The sequence below is a fragment of the Pseudomonas sp. 7-41 genome, from assembly GCF_021233075.1.
Classification (GTDB): domain Bacteria; phylum Pseudomonadota; class Gammaproteobacteria; order Pseudomonadales; family Pseudomonadaceae; genus Aquipseudomonas; species Aquipseudomonas veronii.
This window is the reverse complement of record NZ_CP089551.1, coordinates 640,305-656,428: the sequence shown is the minus strand read 5'-3', so window position 1 is coordinate 656,428 and position 16,124 is coordinate 640,305. Positions and strand designations below refer to the sequence as shown.

At 59.8% G+C, this 16,124-nt stretch carries 10 protein-coding genes and 2 pseudogenes; 3 read left to right on the top strand and 9 right to left on the bottom strand.

Annotated features, from left to right (window positions below; all coding sequences use genetic code 11):
• Positions 1-3: 3 nt before the first annotated feature.
• The 9 genes and pseudogenes from LQ249_RS02805 to LQ249_RS31650 all read right to left on the bottom strand — a co-directional run bounded on the left by LQ249_RS02805 (position 4) and on the right by LQ249_RS31650 (position 10,269).
• On the bottom strand, positions 4-738 hold the full coding sequence (locus LQ249_RS02805) for an amino acid ABC transporter ATP-binding protein (RefSeq protein WP_017849892.1): 735 nt from the start codon (positions 736-738) through the stop codon (positions 4-6).
• On the bottom strand, positions 731-1,690 hold the full coding sequence (locus LQ249_RS02800; RefSeq protein WP_017849893.1) for an amino acid ABC transporter permease: 960 nt from the start codon (positions 1,688-1,690) through the stop codon (positions 731-733). The genes LQ249_RS02805 and LQ249_RS02800 overlap by 8 nt, the downstream gene beginning before the upstream one ends.
• A 208-nt stretch (positions 1,691-1,898) precedes the next feature.
• Positions 1,899-2,696, bottom strand: a complete 798-nt coding sequence (locus tag LQ249_RS02795; RefSeq protein ID WP_046384982.1) for a transporter substrate-binding domain-containing protein — start codon at positions 2,694-2,696, stop codon at positions 1,899-1,901.
• A 220-nt stretch (positions 2,697-2,916) separates the two neighbouring features.
• Positions 2,917-3,717 carry a transporter substrate-binding domain-containing protein gene (locus tag LQ249_RS02790; protein WP_046384983.1) on the bottom strand — a complete coding sequence of 267 codons (801 nt, stop codon included), beginning with the start codon at positions 3,715-3,717 and terminating at the stop codon, positions 2,917-2,919.
• Between the two features lie 150 nt (positions 3,718-3,867).
• Positions 3,868-6,476: pseudogene (gene mdoH / locus LQ249_RS02785) on the bottom strand (glucans biosynthesis glucosyltransferase MdoH).
• A complete protein-coding gene (locus LQ249_RS02780; RefSeq protein WP_186357264.1) occupies positions 6,469-8,148 on the bottom strand; it encodes a glucan biosynthesis protein G in 1,680 nt (559 codons plus the stop codon). The pseudogene mdoH and the gene LQ249_RS02780 overlap by 8 nt, the downstream one beginning before the upstream one ends.
• Positions 8,149-8,471: 323 nt before the next feature.
• Entirely contained in the window at positions 8,472-8,909 is a 438-nt protein-coding gene (dtd, locus tag LQ249_RS02775; RefSeq protein WP_017849898.1) for a D-aminoacyl-tRNA deacylase, read from the bottom strand.
• Positions 8,906-9,877 (bottom strand): prolyl aminopeptidase, encoded by a 972-nt coding sequence (gene pip, locus LQ249_RS02770; protein ID WP_232566177.1) that lies wholly within the window; start codon positions 9,875-9,877, stop codon positions 8,906-8,908. The genes dtd and pip overlap by 4 nt, the downstream gene beginning before the upstream one ends.
• Positions 9,878-10,029: 152 nt before the next feature.
• Positions 10,030-10,269: a hypothetical protein gene (locus LQ249_RS31650; protein ID WP_057003622.1), complete on the bottom strand. Its 240-nt coding sequence runs from the start codon at positions 10,267-10,269 to the stop codon at positions 10,030-10,032.
• Here LQ249_RS31650 and LQ249_RS02760 point away from each other — a divergent pair.
• The 3 genes and pseudogenes from LQ249_RS02760 to LQ249_RS02750 form a co-directional block, all read left to right on the top strand.
• The gene (locus tag LQ249_RS02760) at positions 10,268-14,563 is read left to right on the top strand and encodes an RHS repeat-associated core domain-containing protein (RefSeq protein ID WP_232566176.1); all 4,296 of its coding nucleotides are present in this window, start codon (positions 10,268-10,270) and stop codon (positions 14,561-14,563) included. The two genes, LQ249_RS31650 and LQ249_RS02760, sit on opposite strands and share 2 nt — an antisense overlap.
• Complete coding sequence (locus LQ249_RS02755) at positions 14,563-15,219, top strand: hypothetical protein (RefSeq protein ID WP_126587841.1); 657 nt, start codon at positions 14,563-14,565, stop codon at positions 15,217-15,219. The genes LQ249_RS02760 and LQ249_RS02755 overlap by 1 nt, the downstream gene beginning before the upstream one ends.
• 49 nt (positions 15,220-15,268) lie before the next feature.
• A pseudogene (locus LQ249_RS02750) lies at positions 15,269-15,820 on the top strand (RHS repeat-associated core domain-containing protein); the annotation flags it as partial.
• Positions 15,821-16,124 lie beyond the last annotated feature (304 nt).

The following is a 16,124-nucleotide window of genomic DNA, read 5'->3' as shown; positions in this document are numbered from 1 at the left end:
GGCTCACAGCACCTGGCGCAGGAAGGCCTGGGCTCGCGGGTCTTTCGGCGCATCGAAGAACTCGGCGGGGGACGCGTCTTCGAGCAGCTTGCCGTGATCGAAGAACAGCACCCGGTCCGCCACTTCACGGGCGAAGCCCATTTCGTGGGTGACGCAGACCATGGTCATGCCTTCCAGGGCCAGGGTTTTCATGACGTCGAGCACTTCGCCGACCATCTCCGGGTCGAGGGCCGAGGTGGGCTCGTCGAACAGCATCACCTTGGGTTCCATCGCCAGCGCGCGGGCTATTGCCACCCGCTGCTGCTGGCCGCCGGACAGACGCGAGGGAAACTCGTTGGCCTTTTGCGCGATGCCGACCTTTTCCAGCAACGCCAGGGCCTTGGCTTCACGCTCTTTTTTGCCGCGCTTGCGCACGACTTTCTGCGCCAGGCACAGGTTCTCCAGCACGGTCATGTGGGGGAACAGGTTGAAGTGCTGGAACACCATGCCGACTTCGCGGCGATAGGCGTTCACGTCGGTTTTCGGATCGGCCAGTTGCAGGCCGTCGATGCTCACCGACCCCGAATCGAACTCTTCCAGGCCGTTGAGGCAGCGCAGGAAGGTCGACTTGCCGGAGCCGGACGGGCCGATCACCACCAGCACTTCGCCCTTGGCGACCTGGGTGGTGACGTGGTCCACCGCGCGCACCACATGGCCACGGGTGTCGAAGACTTTTACCAGATCGCGGACTTCAATCACTTTGCGCGAGCCTCCGCTCAAGCCGGCTGGCCATTTTCGACAGCGGCAGGTTGATCAACAGGTACAGGCCTGCCACGCAGAACAGGATTTCAAACGGCGAAAACGAAGTGGTGATGACTTCGCGGCCGCTCTTGAGCAACTCGGTGATCGCGATCACCGACACCAGCGAAGTGTCTTTCACCAGGCTGATAAATTGCCCGGCCAGGGGCGGCAGCACGCGCTTGAACGCCTGCGGCAGCACCACATGGCGCATCGACTGGCTGGCACTCAAGCCCAACGAGCGCGCGGCTTCGTTCTGGCCACGGGTGATCGACTGCACACCAGCGCGGACGATTTCCGCCACATAGGCCCCGGTGAACAGCGACAGCGCGGCGATCCCGGCAAACTCCCGGGACAGGTTGAGCACCGTGCCGATAAAGAAATAGAAGATGAAGATCTGCACCAACAGCGGCGTGCCGCGCACCAGTTCGACGTAGATCGTCGACAGATCGCGCAAGGTCGGGTTGCTGGACAGCCGGCACAGGCCCGTCGCCAGACCAATCGCCAAGCCCAGCACGCCGGACACGAAGGACAGCCACAAGGTGGTCCACAAGCCCCACATCAACGGGCCCAGCGCCCACTGCCGGGTCACGCCCACTACATCGCCTTCCGCCACGTCATCGCCGCGCGCCACTTTCAGGCTGTTGTCGGCCACGCTGAGCTTTTGCTCCGTGCCCGCGTCGTTGCGCAGGGTGACTTCGGCCACATCGCCTTTGCGCACCAGCTCGACAACGGTGGAGATATCCGCCGCGCGCTGCGATGTTTCGGCCTGATAGGCGAAATATTGCGGTACGCGGTTCCAGCGCCATTCGTAGGACATCAGCGACGTGGCGTAGTACAAGGCGCCCGCCAGGCCGACGAGCACGACCACGGTCAGCAGGTGCCAGGGCCATTGGGCTTTTTTCTGTTTCATTACTCAACATCCAAAAGGGTCGGGTAAGCCCCCACCTTTGTGGCGGGCGGGCTTGCCCTAATGCCATTCAGTCAAGGCATTTTGTAGGAGCGAGCTTGCTCGCGAAAAACTCAAAGACACCGCGTTTATTCAGTAAGCCAGCGTTATCGTTGACGGCCTTCGCGAGCAAGCTCGCTCCTACAGAAAGCAGGAGCCACAGGAGCCGGCGTTATTCCATGTCCTTGAGCCACTCGGAGCTCTTGAACCACTTGTCATGGATGCGATCGTAGGTGCCGTCGTTCTTGATCTGGTGCAGGAAGTTGTTGATGAAGTTGATGCTGTCGTAATCGCCTTTCTTCAGACCGAAGGCCAGCGGTTCAAAGGTGAAGGGTTCTTCGAGGAACACCAGCTTGCCGTTACCGACTTTCTTCTCGGCGACGACGTTGTACGGTGCGTCATACACAAAGGCATCGGCCTTGCCGTTGACCACGTCCAGCACGCCTTCCTGTTCGTTGTCGTAGCCGTGGTACTTGGCCTTGGAGATCAGCTTCTTGGCGACCATCTCGCCGGTGGTGCCGAGCTTGGAGGTCAGGCGGTATTTCTCGTCGTTCAGGTCTTTGTAGGACTTGATGGTGCCTTCCAGGTCCTTGCGGATCAGCAGGGTCTGGCCAACCACGATGAACGGCTCGCTGAAGTTCAGGCGCAGGTTGCGTTCCTGGGTCAGGGTCATGCCGCTGCCGATCATGTCGAACTTGCCGGTGAGGAAGGCCGGGATGATGCCGTCGTAGCCGGTGGACACCAGCTCCAGCTTGACGCCCATGGACTTGGCCATGGCCTTGAGGATGTCGACTTCGAAGCCGATGATTTCACCACGCTTGTCGGTCATTTCGAATGGCATGTAGGTCGGGTCCATGCCGACTTTCAGCGTGCCGCGCTTGACCGCATCATCGATGGCCCCGGCCTGAGCCACATTGGCCGCGACCAGCGCGGTGACGCCGAGCAGCAGCATCGAAAGATACTTTTTCATCATCAAGTCCCCTGAACGATTCTTATGAAGTCGGCGCGCAAAAAGGGCTGCACCATTTCGGGGTGCGATCCTAACCCACTCGCTGCCCGGTACAAAGGTTTCACCGGTAATAGTTGTCGAGGTATGTCGGAATAGCCCTACAGCACTGCGGCAAAGCGCAGACGTAGACACTTCATTGTCGGGCGAGGGCAATTGATTGATGTGTAAGTAGGTATGACTTTCAGTCGACCTCGGCCATCCAGTCGGTGTCCTTGAACCACTTGTCGTACAGCCGATCGTAGGTGCCGTCCTGGGCCACTTGGTTGAGGAAATGGTTGATCCAGTTCAGGCTGTCGTAATCGCCTTTTTTCAGGCCGAACGCCAGGGGCTCGTAGGTGAAGGGTTGCTCCAGCGCCAGCAATGCCTGGTTTTCCGGCCGGGTCATGGCGATCAGGTTATAAGGCGCATCATGAATAAACGCATCGGCTACACCGCTCACCACCTGGCGCACCCCTTCCTCCGGCGTGGCGAAACTGCTGAGCCGAGCCGCCCCCAGAAACCGCTGCGCCGCCGCCTGCGCGGTAGTGCCTTCGGTGGTGGCGATGCGGTAGCCGGCCTCGTCCAGGTCTTCAATGCTGGCGACCTTGCCGGCCAGGCGCGGGTGCAGCAACACCGTTTGGCCGACCACGATAAACGAGTCGCTGAAATTCAGCTTGAGGTTGCGCTCCTGCGTGACGGTCATGCCGCTGCCGATCAGATCGAATTTCCTCGCCATCAGCCCCGACAGCAACTCGGTGTACGGCACCGCCACCAGTTCAAGCTCGACCCCCAGGGCGCGGCTCATCGCGTGCAGCAAGTCGACTTCAAAACCGACGATACGCCCCTGTTTATCGGTCATCTCGAACGGCACGTAGGTGGGCGTGGTGCCGACTTTCAGCACGCCACGCCGAACGGCGTCGTCCAGCGCGCCGGCCTGCACCAGAGCACCGTGAATCAATGCGACAGCGCCCATCAGCAATGCCGAACAATACCTTTTGATCATGAATCCCCCTGTGCTCGAGTCAAATTTCGGGGGGCGATGCTAACTCAGACACAGGCACGGCAATACGCCTTGAACCAGGGACTTTTGTTTCGAAATAACAAGGAGTTAGAGCTCAAAGGAAGAGACGGGAAACGCTGTAGGACCAGCGTTTCAAGCGCCCCCGAGGAGAACCCTCGGGGGCGTCTGAATCAGGCCGGTTGAGCCTGGGACGACAACGGTTGCAACGGCAGCAATGGCGCGTGCGGGTCGGACTTGAAGGACTGACGCCAGGCGCCCAGCCACTCGGCATGCCCTTCGCTCCAGACCTGCTCGTGCAGGCGGGCCAGGGCCACCGGGTCACTGAGCAGGGCCAGGCGTTCGGCGTTGTTGAGGCCGGTCGGGCCGACTTTCAACGCATAGCGCACGCGCTCGCCACGCAGGTACTCGATCGGCTCCGCCTCGCGGTGACGCGAGGTCGCCAGGGCGCAGGCCAGGGCGTTCTGCTGCGGGTCGACCACCGAACGCACGAACCCATCATTGAGGGCGTGCCAGCGGTTTTCGTGGGTGTACTTCTCGGTCGACAGCAGCGCCTGCGGCGGATTGTATTCCTCAGGGATCAGGAACAGGCTCTCGTCACGGGACTTGAGGCCCAGCTTGACCCGGCTGGAAATCACCGACACCGGGATCGACAGCATCAACGAACCGACGATCGGGACCAGCCACCACAGGAAGCTCGGGTTCAACCACACCACCAACAGCGCCCAGAGGAAGCCGAGCAAGGTTTGCGGACCGTGGCGCTTGACCGCTTCACCCCAGGGGGTGGAGTCGTCGTCACGCTGCGGCGAATTCCAGGTCGCGGCCCAGCCGAGGAACGCGGCGAGGACGAAGCGGGTGTGGAAGATCATCCGCACCGGCGCCAGCAGCATGGAGAACAGCATCTCCAGCAGCATCGACATTGTCACCTTGAACTTGCCACCGAACTCTTTCGCGCCCTTGGCCCAGATCAGGATGACGCTCAGCAACTTCGGCAGGAACAGCAGCACGACGGTGGTGGAGAACAGCGCCACCGCCTTGTCCGGATGCCATTGCGGCCACAGCGGGTACAACTGGCGCGGCGCCATGAAGTACTGCGGCTCCATCAAGGTGTTCACCGCCAGCAACGCCGTCGACAGCACCAGGAAGAAGAACCACAACGGGGCCGACAGGTAGGACATCACACCAGTGAGGAACACCGCACGGTGAACCGGGTGCATGCCCTTGACCAGGAACAGGCGGAAGTTCATCAGGTTGCCGTGGCACCAGCGACGGTCGCGCTTGAGTTCGTCCAGCAGGTTCGGCGGCAGTTCTTCGTAGCTGCCCGGCAGGTCGTAGGCAATCCACACGCCCCAGCCGGCACGGCGCATCAGCGCGGCTTCGACGAAGTCGTGGGAGAGGATCGCACCGGCGAACGCGCCTTTACCCGGCAACGGCGCGAGGGCGCAGTGCTCGATAAACGGCTTCATACGGATGATTGCGTTGTGACCCCAATAGTGGGACTCACCCAGCTGCCAGAAGTGCAGGCCGGCGGTGAACAGCGGGCCGTACACGCGGGTGGCGAACTGCTGCATGCGCGCATACAGGGTGTCCATGCCCGACGCCCGTGGCGCGGTCTGGATAATCCCGGCATCCGGCGTGGCTTCCATCAGGCGCACCAGGCTGGTCAGGCATTCGCCGCTCATCACGCTGTCGGCGTCGAGAACGACCATGTACTTGTAGTCACCGCCCCAGCGACGGCAGAAGTCGTCGAGGTTGCCGCTCTTGCGTTTGACGCGACGGCGACGGCGGCGATAGAAGATCTTGCCGAAGCCACCGGCTTCGCGGCACACGTCGAGCCAGGCTTGCTGTTCGGCGATGCAGATGTCGGCGTCGTTACTGTCGCTGAGCACGAAGAAGTCGAAGCGGTCCAGGTCACCGGTCGCCGCGACCGACTCGAACGTCGCGCGCAGGCCAGCGAATACGCGGGGCACGTCTTCGTTGCAGATCGGCATCACCAGCGCGGTGCGCGCATTCTTCGGAATCGGCTCGTGACCGGCACTTTTACCGGAGATCCGGTACTTATCGTGGCCGGTCAGCAGCTCAAGGAAGCCCATCAACGCGGTCCAGAAACCGGCCGACACCCAGCAGAACAAGATCCCGAACATGATCAGGATGCTGGTTTGCAGGGCGTATGGCAGCACTTGGGTCGCGGTCTGCAGCAAGGTCTGGTTGCGGATCTCGTCGAAGTCGACCAGCGACCAGCCCTGGTACGGCATGATGCCTTTCATGTACCAGCCGGCCACGATGGTCTGGCCGAGCATCAACACCAGCAGGATATAGCGACGGATCGAACCAACCGTGCGCCAGCGCGCCGCCGGCAGCACGCGCTCGTCTTTCGGCGGCTTCGGCGGGTTGGTCCGGCCGGTCAGCCGGCGCCAGCCGCGCACCAGGATATTGGTGCGCCACGGCTCCGGTACCACCTTGGTCCGACGAATCGGCGGCGTCGCCTTGAGGCACACCCGGCCGCTGGCGTCGAGCGCCAGCATTTCGGCGTCCTCCAGCTCTTCGGCCGTGCTGAGGGTCAACCGGCGGCCAACCGACGCCTGGGCGGCGTCGACCGGCGCATCGAACGCCTTGGACGACAAACGTTCGTGCAGTTCGCTGAAGGATGTGCAGCCCGCCAGTTCGGCGCGCTGCTCTGCGGTCATCGGCAGATGCGCCAGGTACTCGGACAGAGTCTCTGGCTGGACTTGAGAATTACTCATCGGCAGGCAACTGATAGCTCCAGGTTTCGGTCAGGACTTGCTCGGTCTTGATCGGCTCCGGTGTGGCTGGGGCAGCTTCTGGCTGCTTGGCTTCCTTGTCTTTGGCGTCTTTCTTGGCTTGTTTCTCGTGCTGCTTGGCCAAAACCTTGTCAGCCTTGAGCACTTGGGTCGAGACCTTCTCGGGCTCAGGCTGCACGATGTCCTGGACCAGGGCCGCACGCATTTCGGTCGGCTTGCTTGGGTCCTTGATCTTCATGCGCAGGGTCAGGCGCCAGCCTTTGGTGTGCTCGTTGTAACGCACGCTGTTTTCCACCAGCTCGGCGTTGTCACCCACGCTCACCTGGCTGCGCACCGGGGCGTCCGGCAGCAGTTTCTTCAGGGCCGGGCCTTCGAAGTCCACCAGGTACGCGACGCTGCCATCCGGCTGACGGATCAGGTTGGACTGTTTCACGTCGCCGGTGGAACGCAGGGTCTGCTTGACCCAGGCGCTGTCCGGCGAATGGAACGCGGCGTCGTCCAGGGTCCAGTGCAGGCGGTAGGCAACATCCAGCGGCTGGCCGACTTCCGGCAGTTTTTCCGGGCTCCAGAAGGCAACGATGTTGTCGTTGGTTTCGTCGGCGGTCGGGATCTCTACCAGGTCGACGGAACCCTTGCCCCAGTCGCCTTCAGGCTCGATCCAGGCGCTTGGGCGCTTGTCGTAGTTGTCGTCCAGGTCTTCGTAGTGGCTGAAGTTGCGACCGCGTTGCAGCAGGCCGAAACCACGTGGGTTTTCCACGGTGAAGTTGCTGACCGACAAGTGTTTAGGGTTGTTCAGCGGGCGCCAGATCCACTCGCCATTGCCGGCATGGATCGACAGGCCGCTGGAATCATGCAGCTCGCGACGGTAGTTGAGGACCTTGGACGGCTGGTTCGCGCCGAACAGGAACATCGAGGTCAACGGGGCAACGCCCAGCTTGCTGACCTTGTCGCGCAGGAACATCTGGGACTTGACGTCGACCACGGTGTCGGTGCCAGGGCGCAGGATCAGGCGATAGGCGCCGGTGGCGCGCGGCGAATCGAGCAGGGCGAAGATCACCAGATGCTTGTCACCCGGCTTCGGACGCTCGATCCAGAACTCGGTGAAACGCGGGAATTCTTCGCCGGACGGCAGCGCGGTATCGATCGCCATGCCACGGGCGGACAGGCCATACACTTGGTCCTTGCCCACGACGCGGAAATAGCTGGCGCCGAGCATGGTCATGATTTCGTCTTGCTTGTCGCCCTTGTTGATGGGGAACAGCACGCGGAAACCGGCATAACCCAGCTGCTCAGTGGCCTTGGGATCAAATTTGACGTCGCCGAAATCGAAGCGCGTCGGGTCGTATTTGATTTCCTGGACGCTGTCGGCGGTGACTTCGTTGATCTTCACCGGTGTATCGAAGTGCATACCCTGGTGATAGAAGGACAGCTTGAACGGGGTGTTCTGATCAGCCCACTCGGCTTTTTCGTTGCGGAAACGAATCTTCTGGTAGTCAGCGAACTTCATTTCGCGGAATTCGTTCGGCAGATTGCTGCGCGGAGCTTCGTATTTCTGCCCGGCCAGCTCTTTCGCCTTGGCCGACACATCATCCAGACTGAATGCCCACAGTTGACCCGCGCCGAACAGGCAAAACAGGGCGGAGCCCGTCACCAGTGCGTTTCGTAACCGTTTGGCAGACAATTTTGGTGCATTACAGGGACTAACAATCACGAGCAACCCTCGCCGAAAACAGATCAAAAAACCAACGGCCAGCTATCTATATGCCAGGTTGGCGAGCATTGTTCCGACTCCCCTGGGGCAAAATGATTCCCCTGAGGCTGTCGGACAAGTCTCTACCTAAGTCAAAAATGGACCAATCAACGCTGATCCCCGTAGCGCGCGATTATCTAGTAGCCCGCGAGACAACGCATCAGGGACAACGAAGTATTTGTAGCGAAACCCTGCGTTTTTAGGCATTAACGTCGTTTTTAATACATTCATGTCTGTAAGAGGAAGGTCACAGGGCCATCATTGACCAAATGAACCTGCATATCCGCACCAAAACGCCCTGACGCCACCTTGCCATGCAATTGTTGCGCTTGTAACAGCAAGTGCGCAAAAAGTGCCGCCCCCAGGGCCGGCGGCGCGGCGGTAGAGAAACTTGGCCGCAGCCCGCTTTTGGTATCCGCCGCCAGGGTGAATTGCGACACCAGCAGCAAACCGCCGTCGATATCCTTGAGCGACAAGTTCATCTTGCCATCGTCGTCGCTGAACACCCGATAGTTAAGCAGTTTGTGCAGCAGTTTGTCGGCGCTCTCGACAGTATCCCCCGGTTCGACGGCCACCAGCACCAGCAAACCCTGGTCGACCGCCCCCACGATTTCGCCCGCGACCTCAACCCGGGCGCCACGCACCCGTTGTAACAGGCCCTTCATGCTTCTTCAGGCGGCAGGTCCAGCAGGCGGCGCGCCATCTCGCCGGTCGCGCGCACCAAGGCATCGGTGATGCCGGGCTCGGACGCCGCATGGCCCGCCTCGCGGATCACCTGCAGTTCACTGTTCGGCCAGGCTTGATGCAGCTCCCACGCGTTATCCAGCGGACAGATCATATCGTAGCGGCCGTGGATGATTACGCCAGGCAGATGGGCGATCTTGTGCATGTCGCGAATCAGCTGGTTGGGTTCCAGGAAGGAATTATTGGTGAAGTAGTGGCACTCGATGCGGGCAATCGACAGCGCACGCTGGGGCTCGGCGAAACGCTCGATCAACTGCGGGTTCGGGCACAGGCCCAACATGCGCCCTTCCCAGGTGGACCAGGCCTTGGCGGCGTGCATCTGGGCAATCTGGTCGTTGCCGGTCAGGCGCTTGTGGTATGCGGTGAGCAGGTCGTGGCGCTCGTCCTGGGGGATCGGTGCGAGGTAATCCTGCCAGTAATCCGGGAACAGGCGGCTGGCGCCTTCCTGGTAAAACCAGCGGATGTCCTGGGGCCTGGCCAGGAAAATCCCGCGCACGATCAAACCATGCACGCGCTCGGGATGGGTTTGCGCGTAGGCCAGCGCCAGGGTCGAACCCCAGGAGCCACCGAACAACACCCATTTTTCGATGCCCAGGTGCTCGCGAATGCGCTCAAGGTCGGCGACCAGGTCCCAGGTGGTGTTGTTTTCCAGGCTGGCGCGGGGGGTGGAACGCCCGCAGCCACGCTGGTCAAAGGTGATGATGTGGTACAGGTTCGGATCGAAATAGCAGCGGCTATTGGCGTCGCAACCGGAGCCAGGGCCACCATGGATGAATACGACGGGCAAGCCTTCGGGGGAGCCACTTTCATCGACGTACAGGGTGTGGGTGTCGTCGACAGCCAGATCGTGCCGGGCGTAGGGTTTGATCTGCGGGTACCAAGTCTGCATTGCGCGCTCCGTAGGGGGTCGAGTTCATCCCAGGGGGGACGTCTTTTATTCTGCCGTCTGGCACTATAAACCCGAATTGTGCAATGAGCATGTCCTTGAGCACTTAGACCTGTGTCAGCAGTTCGCTACCCAGGTGAGCCAACAGGCAGCTATCAAAGCCGGTCGCCCTCCTCCACCTCGCTCTGCGCCCGCAAACAGCCATGGACCAGACTTTGGCCGCAGTACAGCAGCGCGTTCACGCCCGCCGCGTGCAGGTGCTTGGCATACAAGTGGAGAGTTTGGCCGATCAACCTCAGGAGCATTCCTACAAGCGCATCGGAAAGTCTCACCTGAGCAATACCGCCACTGCGTGATTTGATCCGGGTCTTTTTCAGACACGGATCGTTACGCATGACCGACACGCCTTGGGCCGCCCGCGAGGGCGATGCGCTTCTGCACAGTTCCATGCTGGCCGACGTTTTAGGCGGAGTCCTGGAGATTGCCGCCAACGTGGCCGTGACCGCATTGGCGACAGCGGCGGTGGTTGCCGCGGCGGGTGTAACCGTGGCGACTGGCGGTCTCGGCTGCGTGGTACTCGGCGCCGTGGTGGGTGCGGTGGTCGGCGTCGGCATGAGCAAAACCGGCGCGGATAAAGGCCTCTCACGATTATGTGAGTATTTCGCCAATGCCCTGTTTCCTCCCGTCATCGACGCCTTCATCAGCAGCGGTTCGCCCAACGTATTCATCAACGGTAAACCCGCTGCGCGGGCGGCTGGCAAAATCTCGGATGTGATCGCAGCGCCAGGTGGTGAGCCTTCTTATCTGGATATCGCTGAAGGGTTTTTCTCTCAGCTATGGCGCCCAACGGTGGCCTCTCCGGTGGCGGGCGCTGCGCCTTGTCCTGGCGATAAAGTCGACTGCCATAAACACGCGCCGATGCCAGAGCAATACATGGCCGAGGGTTCCAGTCGCGTATTTATCAACGGCCAGCCCGCCGTGCGCAGTGGTGATCGGAGCACCTGCGAGGCCAAGGTTGGGACGGTACAGATTTCGCCGAATGTGATCATCGGCGGAGCGCCCGTGGTGGTTCGCGAGATTCGCAGCGGCAAGACGCCCGGTGTCGGGCTGGCGGTGACGGCGCTGCTGACGTTGCGCGGCGGTGGCGCGAAGTTCTTCAGCACGTTGCCGTGCATGGTCGTGGGCGGGCTGGTGTCGTGGGGCAGCAGTCAGGTGAGCAATGCCATCACCTCGGCGGTCGTGGGTTCGCCCAACCCGGTACACAGCGCCACGGGCGCGAAAGTTCTCGACGGTGAAGACGACTTGGACTTCGCCCTGCCAGGCCTGTTGCCTATCGAGTGGCAGCGCTACTACAGCAGCCGGGATGAACGCCGCGATGGCCTGTTCGGCGCCGGTTGGAGTGTGATCTACGAAGTCTTCGTCGAGATGGGTGGGCTTCCTGAGGGCGGCGAGCGCCTGGTCTACACCGACGAGCAGGCCCGGCAGATCGACATGGGCGTGATCCCCTTGGGCGGCGCGGTGTTCAGCGCGGGCGAAGGCCTGAGCGTGCGGCGCCATGCCGACGGGCAGTTGCTGATCGAGAGCGTCGATGGGCTCTACAGGTTGTTTGAGCCGACGCCAGGCAACCCGTCGCACCTGCGCCTGAGCCAGTTGGGGGACCGCAATGACAACCGCATCCTCCTCGACTATGACGCCCAAGGTCGCTTGAGCCAGTTACGCGATTCCTTCAATGATGTACGAATTGAACTCGGCTACAAACTCGGCCGAGTCGAGCAGATTGAACGGTTGTTCCCGGATCAAAGCCGCGAAGTGTTAGCCAGCTACCACTACGATGCCGCTGGCGACCTGGCCGAAGTTCGCGATGCTGCCGGGCATGTGCAGCGCCGCTTTGCCTACGACAGCGGCCAGCGCATGGTCGAGCACCAACGGCCCGCCGGACTGCGTTGCTATTACCAGTGGGCCTGTGTGGAAGACGCCGAATGGCGCGTGGTCCGACACTGGACCGACGAAGGCGATGACTACCAGTTCGACTATGACCTACACGCCGGAACCACGCGGATTACCGATGGCTTGCAACGGGTCAGCACCCGTCGGTGGAATGCCCAGTACCAGATCACCGAGTACACCGACAACCTCGGCCAAACCTGGCAATTCGACTGGAATGACGAGCGCCAGTTGCTCGGCGCCACCGACCCTCAGGGCGGTCAGTGGACGTTCGGTTACGACGAGTCCGGCAACCTGTGCGAGACGCAAGATCCGCTGGGGCGTATCGAATCCACCGTGTGGCTGGAGCATTGGTCGCTGCCATTGGTGGAAACCGATGCCGCCGGACAGGTTTGGCAATACCGGTACGACCCGCGTGGCAACTGCGTCAGCGAAATCGATCCCCTTGGTCAGACAACGCGCTATCGATACGACCGCTTTGGCCAAGCAGTGGAAATCATCGATGCCACCGGCAAGAGCCAAACCTTGCGTTGGAATGAGTTCGGCCAGCTCACACACCACGCCGATTGCTCCGGCTACCCGACGGGTTTCGAATATGACCGGCGCGGGCACTTACGCACTGTCATCGATGCCTTCGGCGAACATGTTCGGTATACCCACGACCCCCAAGGGCGCCTACTGCTCGTCGAAATGCCCGAAGACCGCACCGAACGCTACGTGCGTGATCCCCGCGGACAACTGGTCGCCTTCACGGATGCCGCCGGCAGCACCACCCGCTACCAGTACTGTCGTCGCGGGCAGGTGCGCCAGCGTATTGATGTCCATGGTCGGCAGATCGAATTCCGCTACGACGCCTACGGCCGATTGCACACCCTGACCAACGAAAACGGCGAAAAATACCGTTTCGCCTGGGACCAGGGCGATCGTCTCACACAACAGCAAGACCTCGATGGCAGTGCACGGCGCTACACCTATGACGTCCTGGATAACCTGACCGCCGTCGAATACGTGCCCTTGAATGATGTGTCTTCCATAGTGCATCGCCTGGAGCGCGATGCCGTCGGGCGCTTGCTGGCGAAAGTAACCGACGACGGCCGTACCGAATACGCCTACGACCCGTTGGACCAACTCACCGCCGTCACTTTCACCGGCAACGATGAGACTACGCAGGCGCTGGCCTTCGCCTACGACCCGCTAGGCCAACTGCTTACCGAACAAAGCGCCGCTGGCAGCCTGAACCATCACTACGACGAACTCGGCAACCTGATCCAAACCCAACTGCCCGACGGCCGCTGGCTCAATCGCCTTTACTATGGCAGCGGCCACCTGCACCAGATCAACCTCGACGGCCAGGTCATCAGCGACTTCGAACGCGACCGCCTGCACCGCGAAGTGCTGCGCACCCAAGGCCAACTCAGCACCCGCAGCGAATACGACCGCAGCGGCCGCCTGCGCCAGCGTAAACGCAGCCCCACCGGCCAGCCCTGGCAACTGCCGCCGACCCACCAAAAGAACTTCGAATACGACCCGGCCGACAACCTGATCGGCCGCCGGGAAGGGAGCCAGCACCAGTTACTGCATTACGACGCGACCGCTCGAATCATCGCCAGCCAGGACAACGTAAAAGGCCAGCGCGAAACCTTCGCCTACGACGCCGCCGCCAACCTACTCGACGGTCCGCAAGTAAGGGGCGGATGGGTACGGCATAACAAACTGCTGACCTATCAGGACAAGCGTTACCGCTATGACGGCTTTGGCCGACTGATCGAAAAACGCAGCGCCGCACGAGGTTTGCAGCGCTTTGCCTACGACGCTGAACACCGCTTGATCGAAGTACGCAGCCAGAAGAACGGGCGCGAAACGCTGGTGAACATGACCTACGACCCGCTCGGTCGACGCATCACCAAAACCGAACACGACAGCCGGGGTTATGCGCTGGGAGAAACCCGATTCACTTGGGATGGTCTGCGTCTGTTGCAGGAGCATCGGCACAGTCAAACCAGCCTGTATCTCTATGAGGACGATGGCTATACGCCGCTGGCCCGGGTTGATGGCGTGGGCGAACACCAGAGCGTGCGCTACTACCACAACGACTTGAATGGGTTGCCGGAGCAACTGACGGAAGCTGATGGGAAAACGGTGTGGCGGGCGACTTATCGGGTGTGGGGGAACACGGTAGAAGAGGTGCGTGAGCCTTACTACATTGAAGAGCAGAACCTGCGGTTTCAGGGGCAGTATCTGGATCGGGAAATCGGGCTGCACTACAACACGTTTCGGTTTTACGATCCGGATGTGGGGCGGTTTACGACGCCTGATCCGATTGGCTTGGCGGCGGGGCTCAATCTTTACCAATACGGCCCCAACCCAATTGGATGGGCCGATCCATGGGGCTGGGCGTGTTCAACGACACAGCGGCGCCAGAATAAAGCTAATGGTAAAGCGGCGGAAAACCTTCTGCATCAAAAGCTATTAAATAACCCCAATCTGACTGTTCTCGGCACGCAGGTTTATGTCAAAACACCGGGTGCCGGGCGGGGGCGTTATATCGATATCTTGATACAAAACAACAAAACAGGAAGAATTATCGCCGTGGAAGTCAAGTCAGGTGCAGCAGTACGCTCTAAAGCCCAACTAGCTAAAGACAAATTAATTGCAGAAGGGAGAGGCATATTTGGACATTCCAAAGAGCTTACGGAAGGTGTAACTATCAGCGAAGCTAGAGTTCCTTTATGGAGATTGCCGTAATGAATGCAAGCAAAGATTTATTGAGCGTTCTAACGGGAGCTATCATCGATCGCTTCACTGATGAAGGTTTCTTACTCAAAAAAGATCGATATTTCGAAAAAGTTAGCGAGACCGGGCGAGTCTATCGTTACACCCTGAAACTTTCAAAAACCAAAAGCTGGTTCTCCCTTCACCTAACACTTCATCTACTCGACAAATCCTTGATGACGGAAGTGAATAAAGTTCTCGAAAAAACACTCAGGGATAAAACGCTAAAATATCCAGAGAGCTTTTCCTGCGCCATGATCGAGGATGTCATAAAAGCGCGGACATCTAACAATGTCGTAGCAGAGCTAACGGACTGGCGAGCTTTAAAAAAACCAGATGAAAAGCTCGAAAAATTCAATGCCAGATTTTCAATCTGGCTCTACTCATTCGATACACTTGAGGAAAAATTCGACTGGAAGGAACAACTTTTAGAGAGTGTAAGACTTGCGCACGCCTGGTTCGCAAAAGTTGACTCACCACATTGGATTGAAGAAAATTCTGGATATCCTTCTTTATACTTGTTAAGTAAACAGCCAGCGCCAGAAAGGCTGAGTGCTCGATATGCATATTTATTGAAAAAAGCCACAAATCCACGAGAGTTAGAACTTTTCTATAGGCATCTTAGTTGAAGACGCGCCACTGCCTATGGGCAGCGCTGAGGCTGCCGAGTACGCACGGGGACGACGCATCACTAAAACCGAACACGACAGCCGGGGTTATGCGCTGGGAGAAACCCGCTTCACCTGGGATGGCCTGCGCCTGCTGCAGGAGCATCGGCATAGTCAAACCAGCCTGTATCTCTATGAGGACGATGGCTATACACCACTGGCCCGGGTTGATGGGACTGGCAAACACCAGAGCGTGCGCTACTACCGCAGCGACTTGAATGGGTTGCCGGAGCAACTGACGGAAGCTGATGGGGAAACGGTGTGGCGGGCAACTTATCGGGTGTGGGGGAACACGGTAGAAGAGGTACGTGAGCCTTACTTTATCGAAGAGCAGAACCTGCGGTTTCAGGGGCAGTATCTGGATCGGGAAATCGGGCTGCACTACAACACGTTTCGGTTTTACGATCCGGATGTGGGGCGGTTTACGACGCCGGATCCGATTGGATTGGCGGGAGGGCTGAATTTATATGCTTACGGTATAAACCCGATTGCCTGGATCGACCCACTGGGATTCGCAGGCTGTCCGGTATCCAAAATCATCGGTAACGCAAAAAACGGAAAAGTCAGACGCGGAAAGGATTATCACGGGCGACTGGATAGCGGCCTGGAGCGACACGTCCTAAGTAGTCCTCAAGGGATCTATCAAGCCAAAAATGGCAACCTGATATTCCATAATGAGGGCAACATTGTGGTAACTCATGGTAAAGGTGGGGCCCAAGGAAATGTCATTACGAGTTATGGACCTGGTGGCCCCCGTGGCGAAAGCGGTGCCGCCATTTACGGCGGAAAATCCACTGACCCTGGTCTGCCGATAACGTCTGATATGATTCTGAAAGGGACGATTCCGAGACCCAATGGCGGTCTCA